Origin of the sequence: Bacillus sp. FSL R7-0685, from assembly GCF_038002425.1 — a bacterium.
Classification (GTDB): domain Bacteria; phylum Bacillota; class Bacilli; order Bacillales; family Bacillaceae; genus Bacillus; species Bacillus subtilis.
The window spans coordinates 284,365-309,775 of sequence record NZ_JBBOCN010000001.1 but is presented as its reverse complement, the minus strand read 5'-3'; the positions used below and the strand labels follow the sequence as shown (position 1 = coordinate 309,775).

Below are 25,411 nucleotides of genomic sequence, written 5' to 3'. Positions count from 1 at the left end.
AAGAGAATCCTGTTTATTATATAAAAAGACCTTTCTTCTTTTAAAGTGAAGAAAGGTCCTTTTCTATTATTGTCATTGTTTTTCGAGATTCTTTCTGTTACTTTCATCACGTACTCTCTTCTATACCTGAGGCAATTGCGTGACTTTTGGCTGTTTTACCATGAGCTGAAGACAGGCTCTCCTGTATGTGCATCGATAAAACGCGGATACACCGGCTTATAGACGAGCCGGTAGCTGTGTTCTTCATCATCTCCGTACTCTCTTTCCCAGCCAAGCTCAACTTTAAAATGCTGCCAAAAGATAGCCTTGGCTTGTTCAACTGAAATGGCCGGCACAGGATCAATGGTTGCCAGCTCATTTGGGTCAATATCTGGTCCCATATAAACGGTGATATACCCTGTCTGGCGGCTGACACAAATTTTGATCTGCCCAAATCGGATCGGAACTCCGTGACAATGCGCTTCAAACGTAAAACCAGCGACTGCGTTTTCTTCTTCATCCTTTTCATCGTATCTGATCCTAAAATATTGATCGGCATTCGGAAATAAAGCAAACAGAAAGCGAAGCGCGATTTTTTCGCACTCTGCCTCAGTTACTGTCAACGGCCCTTTTTTCTCCATAAATGACATGACGCCTTCGAGTTTTCCGGTTTCTTTGTTATAGATGGTTTTCAGCACTTGATGAGTCCGTCCCTTAAACCAGCTGTCCATGCTTTTATCCGCCGGCTGATACACAGGGTCATCCGGATTCCGCCAAACGATTCCGATTCTCCCATCTCCCAAATCCGCTTCCCGCTCTTTGACAAACCCATTTTCAATACCAATCATGCTGTCAGGATCGGCCTTTTCGCGGATACCCTCGAATAAAGGGAGAGGAAAGCTCTCCGGCTCCCTGTAATCATCGTCATCATCAACTCCTCCTTGTTCTTCTTGAACCAAATCCGCAGGTACGGTAATCGCCCTACATTCAGGCTCATACACCAAATGCGGCTGATCATCTCCATTTCTGTAAACAGAACGATGGAGAACCTCAAACAAAAGGTCGAACTCCACGTCCTTCTTGATAAAGGCAAGTGCCTCTTCAACATCCGCGACCCTCTTTGGCTTGATGATGCTGCCTGCTTCGCCGTAATAGCGAAAGTAACCGATCTCACCTGATAAGGAAACATCAGCCATAAATCCGCTCATGGGGAGAGGAAGCCCAGCCTCCATTTGAACATATGAAAATCTCACTTTATCGCCGTATGCACGGTCATTTTCTTCACGAACAAAGGCAGAGAGTGCCCCCGGATGATGAGTCTCGACAAATTGGCGCATGATATCCTCTAGTTTCTCCTCAGACAGCCTTTCTCCGCTTTCAGGCTCAATATCACGGGAAAGGGATTCCAGCTCCCCGTCCGGTCCAAGTTCCACGATAATGCCGATATTCTCATCCTGAGGATCTGCCCAACAAAAATGAGCTCTTTTATCATCACCGCCATAATCTTCAATTTCCAGTTTTAAGTGTGTCGGCACCCGGCCGATTTCCAGTGCTTTTTGTTTCAGTCCCTCTTTCTTCACAAAGGCAGCCCCTTTCATCCTTCTTATGTTCCCTTCAACTAATCAAAAAGTAATAGTCTAAAATACACAGTTTTCTGAGTTTACCAGTTTTACCAGAACATTTTTCACCAAAAATAGGATGATGAACCTATTCAATATAAAAGCTAATAATCTTAAAATTAATTCCGTTGTAACTTTTTATAGGTCCATTCATGACAAAGGAGGGCGGAGTTTCCAGAAAATCCGGTGAAAACCGTGAGAAAAGAACTGATTTTTTTGGTTATATGATGCTAATCCATTCAAAAAGATCCATTTCTCAAAGACAAAAGACTCCCTTTCCTAAACCATTTGAGGAGGAAAAATGAATGTTTCAGAAAAAATCGTACGCTGTTTTCCTAATTCTTCTGCTGATGATGTTTACAGCTGCTTGTTCCGGCAGCAAAACAAGCGCGGAGAAGAAAGAATCAGAAACAGAAAAAAGCTCAGATATAGCTCAAGTCAAAATCAAGGATGTCTCTTACACACTTCCGTCTAAATATGATAAGTCCACTTCAGATGACCAGCTTGTGTTAAAAGTCAATGTCGCGGTTAAAAACACAGGAAAAGACCCGCTGAATGTAGACAGTATGGATTTCACATTGTATCAAGGTGATACCAAAATGTCTGACACAGACCCTGAAGACTATAGCGAAAAGCTTCAAGGCAGCACGATTAACGCTGACAAATCCGTTGAAGGAAATCTTTTCTTCGTTGTAGATAAAGGCAAGCAATACGAGCTCAACTATACGCCGGAATCTTACGGTGATAAAAAGCCAAAATCAGTTACTTTTAAAATTGACGGAAAAGACAAAAAAATCCTGGCGACGGCAGATAAGCTCCAAGATTCTGCAAAAGCGTTATCAGCTTATGTTGATGTCCTTCTTTTCGGCAAAGATAACGCCGATTTCGAAAAAATCACCGGCGCTAACAAAAATGAAATTGTAAATGATTTCAATGAATCAGCCAAAGACGGTTATCTCTCAGCTTCCGGCCTTTCCAGCACATATGCGGACAGCAAAGCGCTTGATAATATCGTGAACGGCATTAAAGAGGGATTAAGCAAAAACTCTTCCATTCAAGCAAAAACGACTTCAATCTCTAAAGACGAAGCAATTGTTGAAGCCACAGTTAAACCTGTAGATGCATCTTCTCTTTCAGACCGTATCGAAGACAAAGTGAAAGACTACTACAGTAAAAACTCTAGTGCCAGCTATGAAGAGGCAGTGAAATACGCGCTTCAAGTCTATCCTGAGGAATTCAAAAAGCTTGGACCTGCTTCATCTGAAAAAACAGTTGAAGTGAAAATGAAGAAAAATGACATCGACCAATGGCAGCTTGATATGGATGATTACAGAGCAGCAGAATTAGTCGAAGCATTCATCAAAGAATAAAACACCAAAAGGAAATAGCCATGACGGCTATTTCCTTTTTATTTGAAAATGTCGCTGATGAAATTCACTTCATCTTCGGTGAGTTCAATGTTCAAGGTTTTCAGGTTATCCTGTAATTGCTCAGGTCGTTTAGCTCCTGGAATAATGGCATCAATCGCCGGTCTCGTTAACAGCCACGCCAAGGCGACATGTGCCGTATCCACTTGTTTTTCCTCCGCTACTGCTTTCAGCTTATCTACTTTTTTGAGATTGTGGATAAACGTTTCACCCTGGAATTGAGGTTTATCCTTTCTGAAATCATCAAAGACTGTGTCTCGCGTGAATTTTCCTGTCAGCAGTCCGGACGCAAGCGGAAAGTAAGGAATAAAGGAGATGCCTTGTTTTTCACAGTATGGAAGAAGCTCTTTCTCGGCATCACGCTGTATGAGAGAATATTCGGCCTGGAAGACCTCCAAATAGCCATCAGCATTAAAATCCTGCAATTGCTGATAATCGAGGTTCGAAGCGCCGATTGCTTTGATTTTCCCCTCATCCTTCAACTCTTTCAAAGTGCCCGCCACTTCAGCGAGAGGTGTTTTTCCATCCGGAAAGTGAACATAATACAAATCAATGTAATCTGTTTTCAGCCGCTTCAGGCTCTTCTCGACCTCGCTGCGAAGAAACTCCCGGCTATTGTCTAATTCAATGCTGCCGTTCACTTCTTTATGAGCTCCTTTGGTGGCGATGATGAGCTCATTCCGCACGCCGCGTTCCTGTACGACTTCGCCGATTAATTCTTCAGATCGCCCCAATCCATATATAAAGGCGGTATCGATAAAATTGACGCCGCCATCCAATGCCGTGCGCACTAAATCCTTCCCAGTTTCATCATTTAGATTTGGAAATAGATTATGCCCGCCGACCGCATTCGCGCCGAATCCGATCCGCTTCACCTTCAGCTTCGTTTTGCCGAGTGTACGTGTTTGATCCATTGTTCCTTCTCCTTTGAAACCAATTTTGATGAAAAATAGTGCAGGGTCACTTTTTGTATTAGATATCCTTTTTCTATTTTCCTTCTTTTTTCAGGATATACAAAAAGGAGAAAGTGTATTTCTCCTTTCGCAAGTTTATTTTGGAAGAACCCATTTGTCTTTCAGGAAGCAGGCTCTGGCTAGTAAAAAGAAGATGGCTATGAGCACGGCGATGGTTCCTGACGTAGACAAAATGGCAGCCGGGTCAACCATCCCGAATAAAAGCTGTTTAAATAACGCATGCAGGTTCAGAAACGGGATGAGAAAGTATGATAAGTCAAATTGGTTCGGTGCCTTGCTGAAGATGAAAAACATCGGGAACACAGGCAGAAAGACGACGAGAGACATATAGCTTTGCGCTTCTTTTACCGAGCTGGACATGATGCTGATGAAAAGCTCCATCGCAGATATCAGCAATGCAGAGAGCACAATGATTAAGGCTGAAGCGCCGATTACACTCCACATATGATCTCCCAGCTGGAAGGCCGTTTTTAAATTTTCGGTAAATAACACGGTGGACAAAATCAAAAACACCAAAGCCAATACACCTGAAGCCACGGCAAAAGTGGAAACCGCAAGCCACTTGCCGACCAGCACTTTGTTTCTGCTGACTGGCGTTAATAGCAGCGCCTCGATTGACTTTCGGTCCTTTTCACCGGCCATGATATCAAGAGCGATCGGCATTGCGCCGGAAACAATGGAAGTCAGAATCAGCATGGGCAGAATGGCGGAAAGCATAATAGCGGAAGTCCCTTTCTCCTCATCCGCTTCCTTTTGCTGAATCGTAAATGGCTGGATGACCGATTGATCAATATGCTTATTTGTTAAACGTTGCTGCACAATTTCATTTTTGTACTGATCTAAGGCAGACTGCACAAGCTGCATGGCATTTGACGACCCTTGATCGATTGAATTGCCGTAAACATCAACCTTAAAAGGTGTCATGCTGTTGACATATGAGTCGAACTCTTTCGGGACGTTCAGATAGGCATCTGCTTTTCCTTCATCAACTGCCTCTTCAGGCTTTGCAAATGTTTTTACGCTGATTTCGTCAATCTCATTAAGCTTGCTTTCCAGTGCGGGCGGAAGCGAATGGCCGACAGCCAGCGTGTACTGCTCCCCTTTGTCGGACAGCATGCTTTCATAAAAGAAGACAAGTCCAAGCATCATAATCATCGGCACTAAAATTGTGAGTAAAATCGTTTTTCTGTCGCGCAAAGCGTCGATCATTTCTTTTTTATAAATATGGCTCAGCATTTAAGAAATCCCCCTGACAAGCTTAGACATAAAGATGTAATTCAAATCCTCACTGCGCTCGCTCTCGTATAGTGATTCAAGCGCCCCTCGGTAAATCACCTCTCCGCTGTGAATCATGATGACACTGTCACAGAGCGCCTGCACTTCCTCCATAATGTGGCTGGAGAAAAGAATCGTTTTTTGTTCTCTTTTCAGCTGCTGTATAAATTCTCGGAAGATGTTGCTTGACGTAATATCAAGCCCAGTTGTCGGCTCATCAAATAAAATGATGTCCGGATCGTGAATCAGCGCTCTGGCAATGGCGACTTTCTGCCTCATGCCTTTCGAAAACCCGCCCACTCTCCGGTTCATATAATCGCGCATGCCGAACCGTTTCGATAAATCTTCTATTCTTGCTTTGATCTCGTGGCGGTTCAGCCCATACAGCCTGCCGAAGTATTGGAGATTTTCTTTAGCGGTCATCCTGTCGTAAAGCCCGGTTTCTCCTCCGAATAAGACACCGATTCTTTTTTTGACTTCAGCCGGCTGCTTGACCGTGTCAAAGCCGTCTACTGTGATTACACCCTGTGATGGTTCAAGCAAGGAAGCAATCATTCTCAGCATCGTGGTTTTGCCGGCACCGTTTTCTCCGAGAATGCCGACGACTTCTCCTTTTTCAATTGTTAAGCTTACATCTCGCACCGCTTTGACTACTTTTTTCTTATCCTGAAACCTGCGGCTGCAATCGGTCAGTGTAATCATGTCACAATCTCCCTTATCTTTATTTCTAGTAATGACTATATACGAAAAGCTGGATTAGTTGGATAAAGTTGTCGCGAAGAGTTCTTTTTATGTCGTGAAATGGGATAGAATAAAGATGATTCTATGTAACTAGGGGAATGATAATGGTAAAAGTCGGACTTGTAGATGATTATCGAGTAGATTTAGAGAAGCTGGAAGCGATCGTGTCCAGAATGCAGGACGTCGAAATTGTCTTTTCCACCGATTCAGCGAAGGAAGCCTACAGGCGGGTAAAGAACGGAGACATTGATCTGCTGCTTGCCGATATCGAGATGCCCCATATGTCTGGCTACGAGCTTGCTGATTTGATCAAATCCCATTCACTTGATGTGGATGTGATTTTTGTTACCGGCCACGGCGGTTATGCGGTTCACGCCTTTGACCTGAACGTCCATGATTATATTATGAAGCCGTACTATGCCGACCGTCTGGCCGCTTCCTTCGACCGTTACTTGAAAAAGAAAACGGAAACGAGTTTGAATGGGCGTATATTGATAAAGCAAAAGTCTGAAATGCACGTCCTGCAAAAGAAGGATATTATTTTCGCAGAACGGACGGGACGTTCGACGACGATTGTGACAACCGCCGAAGAGGTGCAAACGTATCAAACATTAAATGATATTAAAGGCGACCTGCCCGAAAAAGATTTTCTTCGTTCGCATCGTTCCTTTATTATCAACATTCATTACATAAAGCATTTTTCCGCTTATACCAAGCATTCATTCACAGTTTCCTTTGAGGGAACGTCTAAAAAAGCGATGATCACCAAGCAGCAGCTTGATTATTTTCAAAACTACTACTTTTGAGGAGTTCAGAACGTGATTACCCTTTTTCAATGTCTTTATCTGATTTTATTTAGTTTCATATGTTATCAGGGAGCTGCTGCTTTTTCACACAGCACAGCCGTCTCTTGGCTCACCGCTGTTTTAGGCGCAGCTGCTGCAGGATTGTACATTTGGAATACGAAGCGGGTGTGGAAACACTGTTCCTCAGGGCTTTGTGCATGGATTGCCGTGATTCAAGTGATGGCGGCGGGAGTGGTGCTGATCGGCATAGACATCATGCAGGCATTATGTGTAATCGTAATATTTGCAGGGTGTGAAGGGCTCCGTATCGGACAGTCTGCTTTACAGGCAAGGCTTTCTGATCAAATTGATAAGCTGACTCAAGCTGAACAGCACGCCAATCAAATGCTGATTGATGTCAGAAGCCGGAATCATGACACAATGAAACATATCACTGCAATCAAATCAGCTCAGCCCAAGGCAGATACACAAGCATATATTCAAAACTGGGCGGATCAATTCAGGCAATATGACCGTTTTTTGAAAGGAGAGAACGCGTACGTTGCAGGGGTGCTTTATGATTTTTTAGAAAAAGCCCGCGCCTCGAATGTGAGTGTTTCGCTGCATATGCATACACCGCTTTCTTCCCTTCCGTTTTCGCCTGCTGATCAGGTCAGCTTGGTCGGCAACATATTAGAAAATGCGCTCGACAGCGCAGCGGAGGCCCGAGAAAAAGCAGAGATTAAACTGGAAACTTCACTGCGCAGCGGACTTTATGTACTGACTTGTGAAAACAGCACTCCCGGGATGGACCCAAAAGTGCTCGATACAATTTATCAATCGTTTGGCCGCTCAACGAAAAACGACGCTCATGAAGGCATGGGCACATATATCATTCAAAAACTGGTGAAGAGCGCTTTTGGCAGGCTGGATTTTACCTACCGCCACCCCGTCTTCCGGTTAGAAATCAAAATTCCGTTTCAGAAATAAAAAAACCTTGAAAAGCCTGGCTTTTCAAGGTTTTTTCCATTATGAGGATAACGCTTGTGCAAAACGATCTGCTTCATCCTGCAGCGTGCTTTCAATTTCTTTGTAACGGCTGGAAATCGTTGATGCGCTGACGCCGTATTTTTTCGCCAGTTTAGCTTGAGAAACGGACGCGCCGTTAAGAGAAATCGCGTTTACATAATATTCAACTGCCGCAGCAAAAGCTTCCGGCTTTCTGATGACAGGTGATTTTTTCTCGCAGAATGTTTTCCAGATGTCAATAACAGCTGGGATCAATTCAGTCGGATACTCTTCCCCGCTCATGCCTTCTTCAATAGCCGCAGCGGTTTCTTTCTCCAAGTCGTTTGCCCACTCAACAGTGCTTACTTCCGCTTTTTCTGCTTGTGGCTCTTCATCTTTCTCAGCTAACAACGCGAACAGAACGTTGTTGAATTCCTGCTTCATGAAGTCCTCCGGCGTTTTGCCGTCCTTCACAGCGGCATCCGCATATTTCTTCACCTTGCTGATCAGCGCTTCTGTTCTCTTCACCGGGAAGATCGTGAACTGCATGAAGAATTCTGCTTTTTCCGCTTCGTGGATTGGGTATCCAAGAATCAGGCTTCCCACTGGAGGAAGGTCTTGATTGCTGGCGTCCATTTCCACTTCGAATTGTTTTGCCGTAATGACATCTTCAAAGTGAATGATGCCTTCCTTCAGGTCCTTCAGCAGCAATAAAGCAGGCGTCATGCTCTGCCATGATTCTACGATCTCACGCGTTTTCGGACGAGTGATCGAATCGCCTTTTTTCTGAAGGTACTCTTCGAAGATTGTCTTCTCACCAGCAAGCGGGTGGAAGAAGATTCCCCAGATACCCAAATTAAATACGCTGATGTCTTTCGTCTGTCTGTCCATAGCAGAAAGAAAATCATGCTGGTTGATAAAGCCTGAAATGCTTTCTCTATGTACTGTGAAGGCATACTCCACTAAGTCTTCCTGAATTTGTTTTGCTTCTTTTGCCGCTAGTTCCGCCGGGAAGTCGACAACTTTACTTCCGCAGCATTTTTTATATTTCTTGCCGCTGCCACATGGGCAAGGGGCATTTCGTTTCACTTTTCCCACAATAAACCCTCCGAATTCTGTTGTAACTTTTCTATTTTAACAAAAATAACTTCTGAGGGCTTGGTTTCGGGCTAAAAAAGAATTTGGTAATGTGATAAGCTGGCTGATTATGCCAATTTACCTATGACATTTTCACCAACTTTTGTGATTTAAGGCTTATCACCTATTCCCACTTTAGGCCCTTCTTTTTTACAATCATTAGGTGTTTAACATTTTAAGGAGTGTTTCTATTGGAACTAGCTGGTTTCATGCTGCGCGCCTGCGCTCTTTTACTTGATGTAATCATTGCCGCAGCAGTGATTTTGGCAGCCGGATTTACGTTTGGCGATGGGTCCGCCGGTGTCATTATTGTCGCCATATTGATGCTGATTGTGTACCCTTTGCTGATGCCGCTGACAAATTGGAAGGGCACACTGGGCAAAAAAATCATCGGGCTGCAAATCGTGAGGGACGAAACACACGAGAAAATTTCTTTCCTACAGGCGATTGTCCGTTACATCATAGCGTGGGTGCATGTATTCTCCCGCCTGATCTATTTGACAGCCGCATTTACGAAGAAAAAACAAACCGTTCATGATATGGCGGCGAAAACCATTGTGCTGAAAGCAGAATAACCTTGAAGAATAGGACTCTTCAAGGTTATTTATCTCATTAGTTTGTATTCTGGCCCCCGCCGTTCAGCCCTTCTTTAATCAGGCTGTTGACTTGGCTGCTGTACAGAAGGCCGATGTGTCCAACGCCATGGATTTGAACGTTTCTAGCACCGTCTAATCTTGATAAATAATTCATGACAATCATATCGGCACTGCTGTAAATGGATGTGTATAAAATCTTTTGATTTGGATCTGTTCCCGGAAGCGCCTTGCCTGTCGTCAAACGGTTCGCGCCGCCAAGCGTCACGACGTTTGCAACTTTATTTCCGCCGTCCAGATTTTTTATGTAGTAAAGTGTGTTCGCGCCCCCCATACTGTGAGCGACAATATCCACTTTTTTCGCACCCGTTTCATCTAAAACCTTTTGCACAAATCGTGACAATACCGGGCCATTGTTATAATTTGTGCCTGTCTTGTCCCAAAAATCAACTGCATACAGCTTGTCCCGCGACCAGCCCTGAGATACGAGATAGCTCTTAATTCCCGCAAAATTGAATGATGCCCCTCCAATACCGTGAACCATAACGACTGGATTGTGTTCAGCGGCTTTTGCTGACGGCTGCAACGCAAACAGCGATGTAACAGACAGCATCAAAATTGTTACAAGTGCAATGATCCTTCTTTTTACAAATTTCATAATATCCTCCTTTTTTTGCAACAAATTCTCCAAATATATTACGTTACCAAATTAATTAAGTAAAGGGTAATTTTGGCTTATTTTTAAAGAAATTTTAAGATTCATAGGTCATTATTGGTCCTAAAAAGCCAAAAAAAGAAGGCTTATTCGCCTTCTTTTCTTCAATACTCATTGAAATAAGCTTGGATTTTTTGAGGATCATTTGTTTTGGTAAGCGCAAGCATCAGCAACATCCGTGCTTTTTGGGGATTTAAAGAGTTCGATGCCAGCAAGTCCTTTTCCGCATAGTCTTGGTTTGGTGTGACGACACCATTTCCCGTGCGGGTAGAGCGCACCACTGTGACGCCTTTTTTGACTGCGCTGTCCGCCCCTTTTTCGGCTGCGTCAGATAAAGACCCGTTCCCAGAACCGGCAAATACAATCCCCTTTGCTCCGGCTTTTACAGCAGCGTCAAACAGGTAGCTTCCGTCATTTTGGTATCCATAGATAATGTCAACCTGCGGCAGCTCATCAAGATTAGAAACCGAGAAATCCGTGTCCTTCGTATGCTTTCGGGTAATCTCATTATTAAAATAGATATCATCGGCAATTGTTCCGACAAAGCCCATTTCATCTGATTTAAATGTATCTGTTGTGGTTGTGTTTGTTTTGGTGACATATCGGGCTGAGGCAATCCGGTCGTTAAGAACAACAAGCGTCCCTTTCCCTTTTGCCTCAGGGGCACCTGCCACTTTCACTGCATTGTACAGGTTAGAAGGCCCATCAGCGCTGATGGCTGTGGAAGGTCTCATCGAACCGACAATAACAACCGGTTTATCACTTTTCACGGTGAGATTCAAAAAATAAGCGGTTTCCTCCAATGTATCTGTTCCATGAGTCACGACGATTCCGTCTACATCATCTGAAGCGAGCAAGTGGTTGATGCGTTTCGCCAGCTTCAGCAATATTTTATTATCAATATTTGTGCTGCCGACGTTAACAATCTGCTCGCCGCCGACGTTTGCAATGTCCTTCATTTCTGGAACTGCCTCGATCAGTGATTCAACGCCGACAACACCTGCTTTATATTCAGTTGTTGAGGTTTTCGATTGATCGGCACCAGCTATCGTGCCTCCTGTCGCTAAAATTCTAATATTCGGCAGATCCTTTTTTTCAGAGGCAGAAGCCGAAGAGACTTTTTGTGTCTGCGTTTTTTCTTTCGGGGATTCTTTTGTTTCAGGAGAATGTGAACATCCGGTAAAAACAAACAATAGTGCGGTAAAAAGTATGAGCATTCGTTGTTTTTTCATCTATTTCTCTCCTTACATCCATATGATGATTAATCATTGAACATTTTATCTATTCAGTCAAAAGATCAGTCAGCTTTTCTCTCAGTATTTTTTGTTGTCATATCCTTCTTTTTTTGTCTTTTCATACAATGAATTTTTCTTGACAATTGATGATTGAATCAAGATAATAGACCAGTCACTATATTTTTGATTGCAATTCAGTAAGGTGGGAATGTTATGAGTTATGGAGATTCCCGTGAGAAAATCCTTTCGGCAGCTACCCGGCTTTTTCAGCTGCAAGGGTATTACGGCACGGGGCTGAACCAGATTATAAAGGAAAGCGGCGCGCCTAAAGGCTCTCTTTACTACCACTTTCCCGGGGGTAAAGAACAGCTTGCGATCGAAGCCGTGAATGAGATGAAGGAGTATATCCGTCAGAAAATCGCGGACTGCATGGAATCCTACACCGATCCAGCGGAAGGCATTCAAGCCTTTTTGAAGGAGCTCTCCTGCCAGTTTTCATGTACAGAAGACATTGAAGGCTTGCCTGTGGGCTTGCTAGCGGCTGAGACGTCATTGAAAAGCGAACCGTTGCGCGAAGCCTGTCATGAAGCCTACAAAGAATGGGCCTCTGTGTATGAGGAAAAACTGCGGCAGACTGGCTGCAGCGAGAGCCGTGCAAAAGAAGCCAGCACTGTGGTTAACGCGATGATTGAAGGCGGCATCCTTTTATCTTTGACGGCAAAAAACAGTACGCCGCTCCTTCATATCTCCAGCTGCATTCCTGACCTGCTGAAGAGATAAAAAAACGACATACTACATGCAGTTGATAGAGAGGGGAAATGATTTTGGAAACAACAGCTAAAGCATCTCAGCAATACAAAGTGATGCCGATTATGATTTCCTTGCTGTTGGCCGGTTTTATCGGCATGTTCAGTGAAACAGCACTGAATATTGCGTTAACCGACCTTATGAAGGAGTTGAACATTACAGCGGCAACCGTCCAATGGTTAACGACGGGCTACCTGCTTGTACTCGGTATCCTTGTTCCTGTTTCAGGACTGCTGTTGCAGTGGTTCACAACAAGACAGCTTTTTACCGTGTCACTAATCTTTTCAATTATAGGAACCTTGATCGCGGCACTCGCGCCAAGCTTCCCGTTTTTATTGGCGGCAAGGATCGTTCAGGCACTTGGAACCGGTCTTTTACTGCCGCTGATGTTTAACACAATCTTGGTGATTTTCCCGCCTCATAAACGGGGCGCCGCAATGGGAACGATCGGGCTTGTCATTATGTTCGCGCCCGCCATCGGCCCGACTTTCTCAGGATTGGTTCTGGAGCATCTCAACTGGCACTGGATTTTCTGGATCTCTCTTCCATTCCTTTTGCTGGCGCTTGTTTTCGGTATCGCATATATGCAGAATGTATCTGAAACGACAAAGCCGAAAATCGATGTATTGTCTATCATCCTGTCGACGATTGGCTTCGGCGGCATTGTGTTCGGATTCAGCAACGCGGGTGAAGGCTCCGGGGGATGGTCCAGCCCGACTGTTATCGTGTCGCTGATTGTCGGCGTTGTCGGCCTTATCCTATTTTCAATCCGCCAGCTGACAATGAAGCAGCCGATGATGAACCTCCGTGCGTTCAAATACCCGATGTTTATTTTGGGTGTGATCATGGTGTTCATTTGTATGATGGTCATTCTGTCATCTATGCTGCTTCTGCCGATGTATCTGCAAGGCGGCTTAGTCCTGACTGCATTTGCATCTGGTCTTGTTCTCTTGCCGGGCGGTATTTTAAATGGATTTATGTCCCCTGTTACAGGCCGCTTGTTCGATAAATACGGGCCGAAATGGCTTGTCATTCCGGGATTTGTGATTGTCACAGTTGTACTATGGTTCTTCTCAAATGTAACGACCACTTCAACAGCTGTGCTGATTATCATCCTGCACACCTGCTTGATGATCGGGATTTCTATGATCATGATGCCTGCACAGACAAACGGTTTAAACCAACTGCCGCGCGAATTTTATCCAGACGGCACCGCCATTATGAACACGCTGCAGCAAATGGCTGGCGCTATCGGAACAGCGGTTGCGGTCAGCATTATGGCTGCAGGCCAGCATGATTATATGAGTACAGTTAAAAACCCTGCCGATCCGGCAGTCATCCCGCAAGCTTTGACAGCGGGTGTACAGCACGCATTTGTGTTTGCAATGATTGTTGCCATTATCGGTTTAATTGGCGCTTTCTTTATGAAGCGCGTGAAGGTAGATCATTAATATGAAAAGCCCCTGACTAATGTTCAGGGGCTTTTTTATGTTTACTTGTGGATCGTTTTCGCCGCGATTTCATCAATCGCGCGCCGCATGTCCTCCTTCGTATTATAAAAATGGGGAGCGAGACGGATCACATTTTCCCGCGGCGCGCAAATCACTTTTTTCTTCTTCAGCAACGCCGCCGTTTCCGATGCCCGCTCATCCCGGATCGCAACCATGCCCGGCTGACCCCCACCTTGTGCCGCCGCCAGCTGCAGGCCTTTTTCAGCGGCATATTGAACTGCATCGGCACAGATCGTTTTCACATGATCCCTGATATGAGAAACCCCAATATGATTCAGCAGCGATAAAGCCGCTGCAGCTGCGTATACGCTGATAAAAGCTGGGGTGCCCGTTTGAAAACGACGCGCGCCTTTCGCATAAGCCCCATCAAATCCGTTCTCTCTGCCGAACCAAGCTGATGCTTTCGGTTTCAGTGCGTCAGCCAGCTCCTTTCTCACATAAAGAAACGCCACACCCGGTATGCCGAGCAAATACTTCCGGGTGCCTGCTGCCAGCATATCTACGCCCCATTCCTTCACATCAATGGGAATATGCCCGGCTGATTGATAAGCATCTACAAACAATAAAGAGCCCTTTCTCTGAGAAATCTCGGCAATCGCTTTTATATCCTGAACATAGCCGTCACGATAATGAACGTGAGGAACACACGTCAGTACTGTTTCATCCGAAATATGCGTTTCATATTGTTCAAGCGGCAGCACGCCGTCTATTGATGGAATGACGGATACGGTATAATCGGAGTGTGCCTGCCAAACATGAGGCACCGCCGGAAAATCCATATCTGTATATACAACGTGCTTCTTTCCAAATGCAGTTAAGGACGATGCTACAGAAACCAGTGCATCAGAAACTGACGGCACAATCGCCACTTCATCCGGTTCAGCCCCGATCAGCTTTGCAAACTCGTTTCTCGCAAACTCTGTTTTTTCAATCGCTTCTTTCCAGTTCGTCCCTTTATACAGCAGGCTATCATGATAATCCTGGATCGCCCTTGATACAGGCTCTGCCAATGCGCTCTGAGAACAGCTGGCAAGCATCGTATGCGTCTGCAAGGTTGGGAATAAATGACGATACTGCTGCGGTAAATGCTCCATTATGATTCACTCCTTTACATTATTTTGATGAAAAACCCATAAATAAACAATAGAATAAAAGAAAAAGGAGATGAGAAGATGAGAAAAAAAGTGCTGATCACTGGCTTTGACCCTTTTGACAAAGAAACCGTCAATCCATCATGGGAAGCGGCGAAACGGCTTAATGGCTTCGAGACGGAAGAAGCCATTATTACAGCGGAACAAATTCCTACTGTCTTTAGATCCGCTCTGGACACTCTGCGCCAAGCCATTCAAAAACATCAACCAGATATCGTGATTTGTGTCGGCCAAGCAGGAGGACGGATGCAGATTACACCGGAACGGGTGGCGATCAACCTTGCAGATGCGCGAATCCCCGATAACGAAGGGCATCAGCCGATTGATGAAGAGATTTCTCCAGATGGGCCCGCCGCTTACTGGACAGGGCTTCCCGTGAAACGAATGACTGCTAAGATGAAGGAACACGGCATTCCAGCTGCGGTTTCATACACAGCGGGGACCTTTGTATGCAACTATTTGTTCTACGGGTTAATGGATCACATTAGCCGGACATCCCCGCACATTCGCGGCGGTTTTATTCATATTCCTTACATTCCGGAGCAAACAATCGACAAAACAGCACCGAGCCTCAGCCTGGACACGATTGTCCGGGCATTGAGAATCGCCGCTGTTACGGCCGCACAATATGATGAGGATGTGAAGTCACCGGGCGGTACGCTGCACTAAGCGGCCGCCGCTGTTTCTTCCCTCAGCCTCTTTTTGTAGACAAACGCCGATAGGGTGACACTCACTTCAAACAGGACAAGAAGCGGGATCATCACGAGAAAATCAGAAATAAAATCAGGCGGTGTAATCAATATGGACACGACAATTAGCAGAAAATAGGACAGCTTTCTCGCTTTGGCCAGTCTATAAGGATTTAAGATGCCCAGCCTTGTTAAAAACATCACCACCAAGGGCATCTCAAACAAGAAGCCGAACGGCAGGCTCAAATTCACCATAAACCTAAAGTAGCGGTCAGCCGTAAACATCGTTTCAAAGTGGCCGGAGGATAAATGAGTCAAAAAGCTGAGCACGATCGGAAACAAGACAAAGTATCCGAAGGAGATGCCCGCCAAAAACAACGCAAATAAACCTGGTATGTACATGAGCGTCACCTTGCGCTCCATTTTCGTCAGCGCCGGTGCAACGAAACGCCACAGCTGGTACGCGGCAACAGGGATAGAAGCCGCAATGGCACAAATGCCGGAAAGCATCATATACACCCAGAGGATTTCACTCGGCCCAAGCACAGCCAGCTTTCCATCCAAATCCCTGATTAGCCAGTCATAAATGTCCTGTACGAACAAAAAAGCCGTGATGAGAAATAGAAAAAATGCCGCGAGGGTGAAGATAATCCGGCGGCGAAGCTCTTCTAAATGCCCGATCAGATGGGTTTCTTTTTTATCCATTCAAAAAAGCCCTCCCTTTCATAAAAAAAGAGGCAGACCCGGTGTCTGCCTCATCAGCATTCAGCCCGCGTTTTTGTCCTGCTTTACCGCTGTCAGCTCAGCTGATTTCTCTTCTTTTTCATCACCAGACACAAGTGATTTTGTGGCGCTTTTAAATTCCAGCAGTGTCCGTCCGGCGGCACGCCCGATTTCTGGCAGCTTGGAAGGGCCAAAAATAATGAGGGCGATGACGAAGATCAGAATCAAGCCCGGTATTCCAATGTTTGAAAACATAATTTCCACTCCTTAATTCGTGATTTTTGCCCGCTTCTTAATCATTTGTTTTTCGTGGGCTTTGTTGTGCGCAAAGAAACGATCCTCCTCGACTTCATCGGATTGCTTCACCCCGCCTTGGATTGTTGTGGATGATACCTTTCTCAACCCAGTTTGGTCTTTCTGGTAAACGAATGAAGCCCGCGTGGAAATGGCTGCGCCCGGCTCGGTCACAAACGGCATCACCCGATAATCGGCTTTCCACTGGTGAGGCGTCACTGTACAGCGGACATATCCGCGATAGTCGTTAAAGAACTTGATGTGCGGATTTTCTTTTAAAATTTGGTCCGTATCCGCTCGCTTATCCGCTCCGTTCCCTCCGGAAGTGATCGAGGTTCCGACAAATTCGGCTCCGAATATTTTTGAACTTGTCTTCTCGAAATCGACATGCAAATTCGATGCCCAGCTTGCATGTACATCACCTGTCAGTACGACAACATTATTCAGATTTTTGCTTTTAATGAAATTGATAACCCGTTCGCGCTGAGCCGGATAGCCGTCCCACGAATCCATGCTGTAGATCGGGCTTGCGCTTGTCCCGAAATTCCACTTGGCAAAGAAAATCTGCTGCGCCAGCACATTCCAGTGGGCAGTCGAGCTGCCCAAATTGTTGAAGAGCCACTGCTCCTGTTCTTTTCCAAGCAGGGTCCGATTCGGATTGCGCGATTCATCAGAAGGCGGCTTATTGCCGTCGTTATTGGCTTGGTCGTCCCTGTACTGGCGGGTATCAAGCACATTGAAGGACGCCAGGTTTCCGTACGTAAAGTGCCGGTACAGCTGCATATCTGGGCCATTCGGCAAAGAGGAAATGCGGAGCGGCATATGTTCATAGTATGCCTGGTATGCTGCCGCGCGGCGGAGCACGAATGCTTCAACCGACTGTCCTTTTTCAGGTATTTTATTGGCATAGTTGTTTTCAACTTCATGGTCATCCCAAGTTACAACCCAAGGGAATGCCGCATGTGCAGCTTTAAGATTGGCGTCAGAACGGTATTGAGCGTGACGGTTCCGATAGTCTTGCAGCGTAATGATTTCCGCGCTGTTGTGCGTGCGGACATTGCCTGTTTTTGATACATATTCATTTGGGCCGTATTCATATATGTAATCACCGAGATGGAAGACAAGATCAAGCTTTTCCTTTGCCATATGCTTGTAGGCCGTATAATATCCGTGCTCATATTGCTGGCAGGAAGCAAATGCAAAGGTCATTTGCGGCACATTGGCGCCAGGGGCAGGCAGTGTTTTTGTTTTTCCGACAGGGCTTAGTTCATGGCCGGTTTTGAAACGGTAATAGTACACTTTGTTTGGCTCAAGCCCGTCCGCTTCCACATGAACGGAATGGGCAAGACTTGGTTTAGCCATTTCAGTGCCTTTTCTTACGATTTTGCGGAAATGCTCATCCTTTGCGACCTCCCATTTGACAGGCACTGCTTGCTTCGGCATTCCCCCGCCATTCAGCGGATCTGGTGCCAGACGTGTCCAAAGCACGACACTGTCAGAAAGCGGATCACCTGACGCTACCCCTAATGTAAACGGATAGCTTGAGAATTTAGGCGCAGCATTTACTTCAAAGGCCCCAACCGACTGGGCAATCGTTAATCCAAGAGAAAGTCCTGCAATCTTCCCCGCTCCTTGAATAAATTTGCGGCGGTCAAACGTATTGTTTTGAAAGCTTTCCTCTTTCAGTTTCTGTACCCATTCATCAAAACGACTGTCGTATGCCATTCAAGATCCCCTCTCTCCTCATTGATCGTCTCCATTATAGGAAATCATTGTTAAACGACTGTGAAGAAGTGTGAACTGATTGTAAGCGCTGAACATTAAAAACAGGTCTTCCCTCACAAGCCTGCTGCTGAAACATGCCGAAAGCTGGCTGAATGACGCGTTTTCTGCATATCCTGTCGTTTGCAAGCCGCCCATTCGGCCTATTTTTCTTCACATGATCTTAAAAAAACAAAAACACCGAGCCATTTCGCAGAATGACTCAGTGCTCTTTATCAGTTATTTCGAAAACAATCTGCTGAAAAAGCCCTTCTTTTTCGGCTTTTCAGCAGGAGGCTCTTGTTCTCTTACAATCCCTTTTTCCTTCGCTTCTTTCAGCCAAAATGGAAATTCAGCAAGCAGAGCATCATAAAGCTCATCATCAGAAATGCGGTCAATCTCTTCGATATGCAGGAAGTTCGTGTTATCAATGACACGCCCTTCTAACGTATCCAGTTTATTGAGAAAATCAAAGTTTCCGTTTCCGATGCCGACAAACTGCCAGAACACCGGTTTATCAGAAGAAGCTTCAATTATCGGTTTGATTGACTTTTTACAGCCCCCGTCATTGATAAAAACAATGAAAGCAGGATACGAGCTCGGTTCCTCCGTAACATATTTGCGCAGCACGTCCTTCATGACTGGCGGCTCATCATTTCTGCCGAATTTATGCAAGCGGTCATTATTTAAAATTTCACGATCGACATAGCCCGAAAAATCCTTTTCTGAAACTGGCTTTAATCGGGAAAATTCATTATCATACACCCATACATCCAGCAAACCGTTATCATCAAACTGATCAGCCACTGCCAAAATCCGCTCCACCACATTTTGAACCGTCCCGTTTTTGTAGAGCGGTCTCATCGATCCCGTAATATCAAGAACCAGTCCAACACGAGCCGTCACCTTCGTTAACTGCTTTTTCTCCAGTACGATCTTTACACTTTTCTTTTGCAGGTCAATTGTTGCCATTCTGTCATCTCCGTCAGCTCTTTTTTCTTTGATTATCTCACAGGAATATTTTGCATTGCATCTTTTCAAAGAAAAACACCGTTCAATTTGAACGGTGTCCTGTCTCTAAAATGTGTTATATACATTTTCACACGTCTCCGCCGTCGGCTGATAAAAGCAGTGTGACTTAAATCTGGCCACAAACGGCTGGTTATACCACTGGGCTGGACAGTCCCCCTGCGGCCTGAAGTACCATAAACTAAATTTTGCAGGCCAGCGCCTTTCACCATTAATCGACCGGCGTGCAAGGGCACGCTCGCTATCTCGCGCCCTTTGATAAAAATATCCATGAGTCACAGCCTCAAACGCGTGTGGCTGATAAATCATCTGCCTGATGGTGCGGAGGCCTTTAAAATCTGAGCAATTCGCCCGCAGCCGATTAATTCCAACGTTGCCGACAAGCAGCATCCCCTGCTTGCCTTCGCCTTCCGCTTCCGCTCTGAGCAGCCTTGCCATCAAATCGACATCCGCACTCGTTGCTCTCACGACCGCCATCACGTCACCTCCCCTTGATCTCTTTTCATCATATTTCATTACTTCAGAAGTGATGACGGAGGGACAGGAGAAGTTTTTAAATTTATTCATCTAAAAACAGCAAACATAATGGGCTGTTGGGCGTCAAAGCAGCGTCCGGTGCAGTACAAGCTTCACGTTTCCGCTGTCGAAGCGCCGCAGCCTCAATTCCTGATTCACATCATTGACCCCTCCCCAGCAGATTTGCACCCGTCTCCGAAAAGAAATAAGGTTTAACTTTTTACATTTGAGGAATTATACATAACAAATCAAATGACAAAAGGAGGAATTGTAATGACACATGTGAAAGCGCTCGCTATTAAAGGTATTATGACGATTATTGTGTTGTATCTGGTGCTTGGTCTGGGCTTTGGTTTCACGTTTGGTGATACGCTGCTAATGACGATTGTGTTAGGGGTTATTTCTTATTTGCTGGGCGATCTTTATGTATTGCCGAAATGGAATAATATGATTGCAACTTTGGCTGATTTTGGGTTGGCCTTTCTCGTGATCTGGCTGATGGGCATGCCGCTTTCTATGGGGATGACTGGCGGTGAAGTTGCATTGGCGGCTTTATTCGGCGCGATCGTCATGGCAATCGGTGAATATTGCTTCCATTTCTATATGATGAGCAAAGAGATTGGCAAGAAGCATTATCTTGAAACAAGAACAGACTCATAATGGAAAGGCCGGTGCTGACAGCATCGGCCTTTTATACATATTGGGCGCCTTTGTTTACGCATCCTGCTTGTCCGCATTCCTGATCGCCATGTAGGAAAAGAACAAACCGAATGCCGCTAACGATAACGGGATATACACAACAGATGAAATCGAGAAGCCCGGACTTGTTGAGCTGATGAGCATCACAATTACTACAGATGAAATGATGGTCGCCGGAACCGAGTGTCTACGCATCCCAAAAAAGATGGGAACTAAACTGGTTCCAGCGGCGCCAAAAGCGAAAACCGCCATTTTGACCGCCTGTTGAGAAATGATCTCGGAAGTAAGCTCTCCCGGTATGAAATGGCAGATCGAGTTCAGCCAAAAGAAACCGGCGGCTATGAGTATATTTGAAAGTAAAATCGTGATAAACGTCAGTCCGCCCGCGATCATGAGCTTAGCGGTGAGCAGCTTTTTACGGCTGATCGGGTACGTGAACATCACAAGAATGGTTTTGTTTTTATATTCCGAAATCACCAATTTTACGATCAGCACAGCGCCAAATACGATAAATACCGCTCTGACGAAGGTGCCGATGATGAGGAATGCTTCATCCGTACTTTGGAACGAAACCCCGCCATCGGCTTTTTCGGAATAACTGATCAGCCACATAAAACCCATAATGATCACGTTGGCAATGAGGGCACCTCTGATATACCAGCCCATTTTCATTTTTCTTAATTCGATTCTGATCAAATTCATCAACGTGTCTCTCCTCCTTTACGCACTGATGCTATTGCCGTTGATCAATTTGATAAAATAATCCTCCAGCGACGTATACTTTTTGTTCATTGATTCAATGTCTACATCATTTAAAATCAATGCTTTGGATATGGCAGCCTGAGAGGCTTCAGCCTCGTAAATTCGGATTGTTTTCTCATTTAAAATTTTAAAGTTGGTTAATTGCAGCTCTTTCTCCAGCACAAAGCAGGCCCTTGTCTGATTCGGCGTGACAAGCTCGATGTATTCAGTGTTCTGGCCCCTGACATCCTCCATTGATACCTCTTCAAGCAACCTGCCGTCCCGAATGACGCCGATTGTGTCCGCGATTTGTTCGATTTCACCCAACAGGTGGCTTGAGATCAGCAGTGTCATCCCGTACTCTTTGCTCAGCACTTGAAACAATTGCCTGATCTTTTTAATGCCGAGAGGGTCAAGACCATTCACCGGCTCATCCAAAATGAGCAGGTCCGGCTTCGTGAGGATGGCACGCGCAATTCCAAGGCGCTGCTTCATCCCGAGGGAAAAGGTTTTGACGGGTTTTTTATCGATTTGTTTTAAATTCACCATATCCAGCACTTCTTGTATGGCTTTTTTATTGTGGTATCCCATATATTCACAATGCAGATCTAAATTTTCTTCAGCTGTCAGGTTTTCATAAAAAATCGGATATTCAATCATGCTGCCGATGTTCCCCAGCACCTCATATGACGTGTGGGTGAACTTGTTCCCAAGGATGATGATTTCACCGCTTGTCGGTTTGACAAGGCTCGTCAGCATTTTCATGATGGTTGTTTTCCCCGCGCCGTTCGGGCCGAGAAAGCCGTAGATTTCACCTTTTTTAATATGCATGCTGACATTGGATACGACCTCTATGCCCTGATATGTTTTGGTCAGCCCGTTTGTTTGTACGATATAAGTCAACTTTGTTTCTCCTTCCCTCTCTTTTCCTGTTTTCTATTGTAGCGGCGAGCCCTGTCATTTTTATTTCTCAAACCTTAAGAAATTCTTACGATTAATATGTCATGCGTTTCAAGGTGATCGTAAATGCAGTCCGTTCGTACGGCTTGCTTTGGACGGATATGGTGCCTCCCATTTTTTCTGTAAGCCGTTTTGTGATGGTTAAACCCAGTCCGCTTCCTTGAAATGCTTTATTTCTGGATTCTTCAAGTGTGTACAGCCTCTCAAACACCCGCTGCTGATCGGTTTCACTAATCCCTTTTCCGCGATCCCATACGGTGATGGCGATGTTCCTCTCATCATAAGACAGCGTCAGCCCGATTAACTTGCCGGCCGCGCCATATTGAATCGCATTGGACAATAGGTTTTGCAGGATTCTGTCCAGAGCCTCTTCATTCGCCTGCGCATACACCGGCGTATCCGGGATATCGATGGCTGCTTGAAAGCCTTTTGACTGAACAGTGTCATAATAGTGCAGGATATTTCGTTTGCATATGTCGTTCATATGTACTTTGGTAATCGGGATCTCTTTATCTTCAGATTCTAATTTCGCTAAATCAAAAAAGGAGTTGATCATCTGAATGAGTTCATTTGTTTTCTGGCGGAGCTTCCCCAGCAATCTTTCCCGCTCTTCGTCCGGCATGTTCGGGTCACTTTGAATGGCTTCGATATAACCGAGAATGACCGTTAACGGCGTTTTCAGGTCGTGAGACATATTGGTCAGCATCCGCTTCATGGATTGCTCTGTTTTGGCAAATTGGGCGCTGATCTGCTGACGATTCTCAACGATAAGATTGATGTTAACAAGCAAGTCTTTGAGCGCATGATCGTCTGTAGGAAGCAAAATTTGTCCTGCCGAATCCCGGCTGAGCATGTAGCTAAGCTGGTCAGCCGTGTAAGCCAGATTCCCGTCCCGCTTCTTTTTCATTATGAATTGAATCACATTCAGACACGCCAGAGCGATGACAGCGGCCACCCATAGCACTGTCATTCTAAAACTCTCCTAATTTATAACCGATGCCCCATAGCGTTTTAATATATTGAGGGGAGGAGGGGTCATCCTCAATCTTTTCTCTGAGCCGCCGCATATGTACGTTAATGATGTTCTGATCATCAAAGTACTCTTCATTCCAAACGGAACGGTAGATTTGTTCTTTCGTAAACACTTTTTTAGGATTTGATGCAAATAAGCACAGCAGCTGCCATTCTGTTGACGTCAGCTGGAGCGGTTGTCCATTTTTCAAAACGGAAACATTGTCTACATCTATCGCCAGCTGGTGAATCCGGATCACCTTATTCACAGCCGGCTCCTCTGCCGAATATTGCGTCGCCCGCCGTATCGCGGCTTTTACTCTGGCTGTCAGCTCAATCATCGAAAACGGTTTGGCGATATAATCATCCGCCCCAAAGCCCAGTCCCAATGCCTTGTCCACATCTCCGTCTTTTGCCGAAATCATTAAGACCGGAACGTTGCTTTTTTCCCGGATGATTTTCAGAAAATCCATGCCGTTCAGCTTCGGGAGCATGATATCAAGGAGGACCAAATCGTATGAACCCTGCTGAAACAGCCGGATGCCCTCTTCTCCGTCGAAAGCATGCACAATTCCAAAGCCTTCTTTTGTTAAATAATGATCCACCATTTCACTGATTGAGTGGTCGTCTTCTACAAGCAATATGCGCTGCATCTCCTCACCTAACCTTTACAAAATCAAAAAACACACACGTAATTACACTTATTGTAATTGAAAAACGTGTGTGTTTTATATAAATTATTCTTATTTTCCTATTTTCAGCTTCCTGTATTCCATCACCGTAATGACAAAAAATACGGCACCGCATCCAATGACTTGAATGAGCCCGAGCCGTTCACCGAGAAATAAAGCTCCATAGAAAATCGTCAGGATAGGCCCTGCCATTGAAATGGCGGCGGCTCGCTGTGCCCCGATTCGTTTTATGCCCTCAAGCATTAGCACAAATGGAATCACTGTGGTAACGACTGCAATTACCGCGAACAAACCATACATAGAAAGCGGTTATGCTGCCATTGGCGTATTCATGCCAGCCGCCGATTTTATCCCTGTGTAAAGCATCATGGCAGCTCCAGCAGCTGTCATCCCGTATGCATTGAGACGGATCCCTCCGATTTGATGGACGAGATGCCCGGAAAGGACAAGATAACCAGCATAGACGGCCGAAGATAACAAAATGAATACAGCTCCAATCATATTCGCCTGGAAAAGCTCAGCATTCCAGCCGCCCAGCGCCAAGAAAAGCCCAAACATGACCGCCAGAACTGCGAAAAGGTCCTGAATTGAGGACATTTTCCGGTCACGACACGCGGTGAATCCAAACACAAACAACGGATAGCTCATCAGCAATATACGTTCAACCATTGCGGATACATGGTTCAGCCCGATAAAATCAAGCAAGGGAGACAGAAAAAAACAAAACACTCCCGCGCCACAAGCCTTCCATAGGTCTCCTTTTTTCTTACCGTCTGGCATTGGAGGACGGTATATTAAAAAAATCAGCCAAAACAGCGGAACAGCCAGCAGCTGCCTGTATAGCAGCACGGCATCTGGCTCAGCACCCATTTGGTATGCCCATTTTATCCAAATCGATTTAGACGCAAAACAAACTGTTCCGATCAGCAAAAAAATCGTACCTGCTGCGGCCTCACGAATCTTACTCTGCTCTTCTGATCTCATCTCAGCTCAGCTTTTCTCCTTTACTTATTCAAATGCTTTTGGATAAAATCCAGAAGCGTATATCCTTGAGCAGTCAGAATAACACCTTTTCCGCTGCAGGCCGGGCAAGGTGTTCCTTCGATTTCTCCCGCTCTTTCACATTTAGGACATGCGACCTCAAGATCATCAGTTGCAATGACCATTTGATATCCTCCTTTCTAACTCATCTGCTATGCCACCACCAGCCATCGTCCATTGGCCGTCACCTCCTTTAAGAAACGCAAAAAACCCCCGTCCTATGCAAAGGACGAGGGTCTCGCGGTACCACCTTTATTAACAGCTATACAGCCGTTCACTCTAAGTACAGAAAACCTAT

Annotated in this window: 29 protein-coding genes, 1 pseudogene and 1 other annotated feature (1 of these 31 cut by a window edge); of the genes and pseudogenes, 10 read left to right on the top strand and 20 right to left on the bottom strand. The window is 45.3% G+C overall.

All coding sequences use genetic code 11. From position 1 onward, the window contains the following. Positions 1 to 155: 155 nt before the first annotated feature. Positions 156 to 1,577 carry a YcdB/YcdC domain-containing protein gene (locus MKY50_RS01735; protein ID WP_341116065.1) on the bottom strand — a complete coding sequence of 474 codons (1,422 nt, stop codon included), beginning with the start codon at positions 1,575 to 1,577 and terminating at the stop codon, positions 156 to 158. Between the two features lie 173 nt (positions 1,578 to 1,750). On the opposite strand from MKY50_RS01735, the gene MKY50_RS01730 reads away from it, so the two are divergent. Next, on the top strand, positions 1,751 to 1,903 hold the full coding sequence (locus tag MKY50_RS01730) for a hypothetical protein (protein ID WP_021481864.1): 153 nt from the start codon (positions 1,751 to 1,753) through the stop codon (positions 1,901 to 1,903). Beyond that, positions 1,904 to 2,968 carry a DUF4352 domain-containing protein gene (locus MKY50_RS01725; RefSeq protein ID WP_029317224.1) on the top strand — a complete coding sequence of 355 codons (1,065 nt, stop codon included), beginning with the start codon at positions 1,904 to 1,906 and terminating at the stop codon, positions 2,966 to 2,968. Between the two features lie 38 nt (positions 2,969 to 3,006). On the opposite strand, the gene MKY50_RS01720 is transcribed toward MKY50_RS01725, so the two are convergent. The 3 genes from MKY50_RS01720 to natA all read right to left on the bottom strand — a co-directional run bounded on the left by MKY50_RS01720 (position 3,007) and on the right by natA (position 5,976). Beyond that, positions 3,007 to 3,939: an aldo/keto reductase gene (locus MKY50_RS01720; protein ID WP_161476485.1), complete on the bottom strand. Its 933-nt coding sequence runs from the start codon at positions 3,937 to 3,939 to the stop codon at positions 3,007 to 3,009. Positions 3,940 to 4,074: 135 nt separating this feature from the next. Further along, on the bottom strand, positions 4,075 to 5,235 hold the full coding sequence (natB, locus tag MKY50_RS01715; protein ID WP_021481867.1) for a sodium ABC transporter permease NatB: 1,161 nt from the start codon (positions 5,233 to 5,235) through the stop codon (positions 4,075 to 4,077). Then, positions 5,236 to 5,976 (bottom strand): sodium ABC transporter ATP-binding protein NatA, encoded by a 741-nt coding sequence (natA, locus tag MKY50_RS01710; protein ID WP_015252894.1) that lies wholly within the window; start codon positions 5,974 to 5,976, stop codon positions 5,236 to 5,238. It lies immediately after the preceding gene. A gap of 143 nt (positions 5,977 to 6,119) precedes the next feature. On the opposite strand from natA, the gene natR reads away from it, so the two are divergent. Together natR and natK are read left to right on the top strand one after the other, a co-directional pair. Then, complete coding sequence (natR, locus tag MKY50_RS01705; RefSeq protein WP_003234759.1) at positions 6,120 to 6,821, top strand: two-component system response regulator NatR; 702 nt, start codon at positions 6,120 to 6,122, stop codon at positions 6,819 to 6,821. A 12-nt stretch (positions 6,822 to 6,833) separates the two neighbouring features. After that, a complete protein-coding gene (gene natK / locus MKY50_RS01700; RefSeq protein WP_128739995.1) occupies positions 6,834 to 7,790 on the top strand; it encodes a two-component system sensor histidine kinase NatK in 957 nt (318 codons plus the stop codon). 39 nt (positions 7,791 to 7,829) lie between these two features. Here natK and MKY50_RS01695 read toward each other — a convergent pair whose 3' ends face one another. Next, positions 7,830 to 8,906, bottom strand: coding sequence for a helix-turn-helix domain-containing protein (locus MKY50_RS01695; protein WP_003246276.1), 1,077 nt, complete (start codon positions 8,904 to 8,906; stop codon positions 7,830 to 7,832). A 230-nt stretch (positions 8,907 to 9,136) separates the two neighbouring features. On the opposite strand from MKY50_RS01695, the gene MKY50_RS01690 reads away from it, so the two are divergent. Next, positions 9,137 to 9,520: an RDD family protein gene (locus tag MKY50_RS01690; protein ID WP_029317228.1), complete on the top strand. Its 384-nt coding sequence runs from the start codon at positions 9,137 to 9,139 to the stop codon at positions 9,518 to 9,520. A 37-nt stretch (positions 9,521 to 9,557) separates the two neighbouring features. Here MKY50_RS01690 and lipA read toward each other — a convergent pair whose 3' ends face one another. Further along, positions 9,558 to 10,196 carry a lipase LipA gene (gene lipA / locus MKY50_RS01685; protein ID WP_003246250.1) on the bottom strand — a complete coding sequence of 213 codons (639 nt, stop codon included), beginning with the start codon at positions 10,194 to 10,196 and terminating at the stop codon, positions 9,558 to 9,560. A 161-nt stretch (positions 10,197 to 10,357) separates the two neighbouring features. After that, the gene (gene ansZ / locus MKY50_RS01680) at positions 10,358 to 11,485 is read right to left on the bottom strand and encodes an asparaginase AnsZ (RefSeq protein ID WP_129092913.1); all 1,128 of its coding nucleotides are present in this window, start codon (positions 11,483 to 11,485) and stop codon (positions 10,358 to 10,360) included. Positions 11,486 to 11,701: 216 nt separating this feature from the next. Between ansZ and lmrA the strand changes: the two genes are divergently transcribed. Then, complete coding sequence (gene lmrA, locus MKY50_RS01675) at positions 11,702 to 12,268, top strand: transcriptional regulator LmrA (protein WP_014478725.1); 567 nt, start codon at positions 11,702 to 11,704, stop codon at positions 12,266 to 12,268. A gap of 38 nt (positions 12,269 to 12,306) precedes the next feature. After that, complete coding sequence (lmr(B), locus tag MKY50_RS01670; protein WP_341116064.1) at positions 12,307 to 13,746, top strand: lincomycin efflux MFS transporter Lmr(B); 1,440 nt, start codon at positions 12,307 to 12,309, stop codon at positions 13,744 to 13,746. Positions 13,747 to 13,787: 41 nt separating this feature from the next. Here lmr(B) and MKY50_RS01665 read toward each other — a convergent pair whose 3' ends face one another. Then, positions 13,788 to 14,900, bottom strand: a complete 1,113-nt coding sequence (locus MKY50_RS01665; RefSeq protein WP_341116063.1) for an aminotransferase class V-fold PLP-dependent enzyme — start codon at positions 14,898 to 14,900, stop codon at positions 13,788 to 13,790. Between the two features lie 78 nt (positions 14,901 to 14,978). On the opposite strand from MKY50_RS01665, the gene pcp reads away from it, so the two are divergent. Continuing rightward, positions 14,979 to 15,626 (top strand): pyroglutamyl-peptidase I, encoded by a 648-nt coding sequence (gene pcp, locus MKY50_RS01660; protein ID WP_063335999.1) that lies wholly within the window; start codon positions 14,979 to 14,981, stop codon positions 15,624 to 15,626. On the opposite strand, the gene tatC is transcribed toward pcp, so the two are convergent. The 6 genes from tatC to cwlJ all read right to left on the bottom strand — a co-directional run bounded on the left by tatC (position 15,623) and on the right by cwlJ (position 19,930). Then, positions 15,623 to 16,351: a twin-arginine translocase subunit TatC gene (gene tatC, locus MKY50_RS01655; protein WP_080528878.1), complete on the bottom strand. Its 729-nt coding sequence runs from the start codon at positions 16,349 to 16,351 to the stop codon at positions 15,623 to 15,625. The genes pcp and tatC overlap by 4 nt on opposite strands. A 60-nt stretch (positions 16,352 to 16,411) precedes the next feature. Next, positions 16,412 to 16,624, bottom strand: coding sequence for a sec-independent protein translocase protein TatAD (gene tatAD / locus MKY50_RS01650; RefSeq protein ID WP_003223835.1), 213 nt, complete (start codon positions 16,622 to 16,624; stop codon positions 16,412 to 16,414). 12 nt (positions 16,625 to 16,636) lie between these two features. Further along, positions 16,637 to 18,388: an alkaline phosphatase PhoD gene (phoD, locus tag MKY50_RS01645; RefSeq protein WP_014475691.1), complete on the bottom strand. Its 1,752-nt coding sequence runs from the start codon at positions 18,386 to 18,388 to the stop codon at positions 16,637 to 16,639. Positions 18,389 to 18,406: 18 nt separating this feature from the next. Then, positions 18,407 to 18,583, bottom strand: coding sequence for a hypothetical protein (locus MKY50_RS01640; protein ID WP_003246278.1), 177 nt, complete (start codon positions 18,581 to 18,583; stop codon positions 18,407 to 18,409). An 81-nt stretch (positions 18,584 to 18,664) separates the two neighbouring features. Continuing rightward, complete coding sequence (locus MKY50_RS01635) at positions 18,665 to 19,396, bottom strand: vWA domain-containing protein (protein ID WP_003246379.1); 732 nt, start codon at positions 19,394 to 19,396, stop codon at positions 18,665 to 18,667. A gap of 105 nt (positions 19,397 to 19,501) precedes the next feature. After that, positions 19,502 to 19,930, bottom strand: a complete 429-nt coding sequence (cwlJ, locus tag MKY50_RS01630) for a cell wall hydrolase CwlJ (protein WP_003246500.1) — start codon at positions 19,928 to 19,930, stop codon at positions 19,502 to 19,504. Between the two features lie 312 nt (positions 19,931 to 20,242). On the opposite strand from cwlJ, the gene MKY50_RS01625 reads away from it, so the two are divergent. Together MKY50_RS01625 and MKY50_RS01620 are read left to right on the top strand one after the other, a co-directional pair. Continuing rightward, on the top strand, positions 20,243 to 20,629 hold the full coding sequence (locus tag MKY50_RS01625) for a YndM family protein (protein ID WP_003246313.1): 387 nt from the start codon (positions 20,243 to 20,245) through the stop codon (positions 20,627 to 20,629). Beyond that, complete coding sequence (locus MKY50_RS01620) at positions 20,589 to 20,723, top strand: hypothetical protein (protein ID WP_119122840.1); 135 nt, start codon at positions 20,589 to 20,591, stop codon at positions 20,721 to 20,723. Before MKY50_RS01625 ends, MKY50_RS01620 begins: the two co-directional genes overlap by 41 nt. On the opposite strand, the gene MKY50_RS01615 is transcribed toward MKY50_RS01620, so the two are convergent. From MKY50_RS01615 to rtpA, 6 genes and pseudogenes are all read right to left on the bottom strand, one after another. Then, positions 20,684 to 21,370, bottom strand: a complete 687-nt coding sequence (locus tag MKY50_RS01615) for an ABC transporter permease (RefSeq protein ID WP_010886395.1) — start codon at positions 21,368 to 21,370, stop codon at positions 20,684 to 20,686. The genes MKY50_RS01620 and MKY50_RS01615 overlap by 40 nt on opposite strands. An 18-nt stretch (positions 21,371 to 21,388) precedes the next feature. Next, entirely contained in the window at positions 21,389 to 22,312 is a 924-nt protein-coding gene (locus tag MKY50_RS01610) for an ABC transporter ATP-binding protein (protein ID WP_076458364.1), read from the bottom strand. A 91-nt stretch (positions 22,313 to 22,403) separates the two neighbouring features. Continuing rightward, complete coding sequence (ycbM, locus tag MKY50_RS01605) at positions 22,404 to 23,339, bottom strand: two-component system sensor histidine kinase YcbM (protein ID WP_063335995.1); 936 nt, start codon at positions 23,337 to 23,339, stop codon at positions 22,404 to 22,406. Between the two features lies 1 nt (position 23,340). Next, positions 23,341 to 24,021, bottom strand: coding sequence for a two-component system response regulator YcbL (gene ycbL / locus MKY50_RS01600; RefSeq protein WP_080121048.1), 681 nt, complete (start codon positions 24,019 to 24,021; stop codon positions 23,341 to 23,343). Positions 24,022 to 24,123: 102 nt separating this feature from the next. Then, a pseudogene (locus MKY50_RS01595) lies at positions 24,124 to 25,056 on the bottom strand (DMT family transporter). Between the two features lie 20 nt (positions 25,057 to 25,076). Then, entirely contained in the window at positions 25,077 to 25,238 is a 162-nt protein-coding gene (gene rtpA, locus MKY50_RS01590) for an anti-TRAP regulator (protein WP_003234807.1), read from the bottom strand. A gap of 97 nt (positions 25,239 to 25,335) precedes the next feature. Beyond that, positions 25,336 to 25,411 (bottom strand) — a binding site (T-box leader) (it continues 172 nt past the right edge of the window).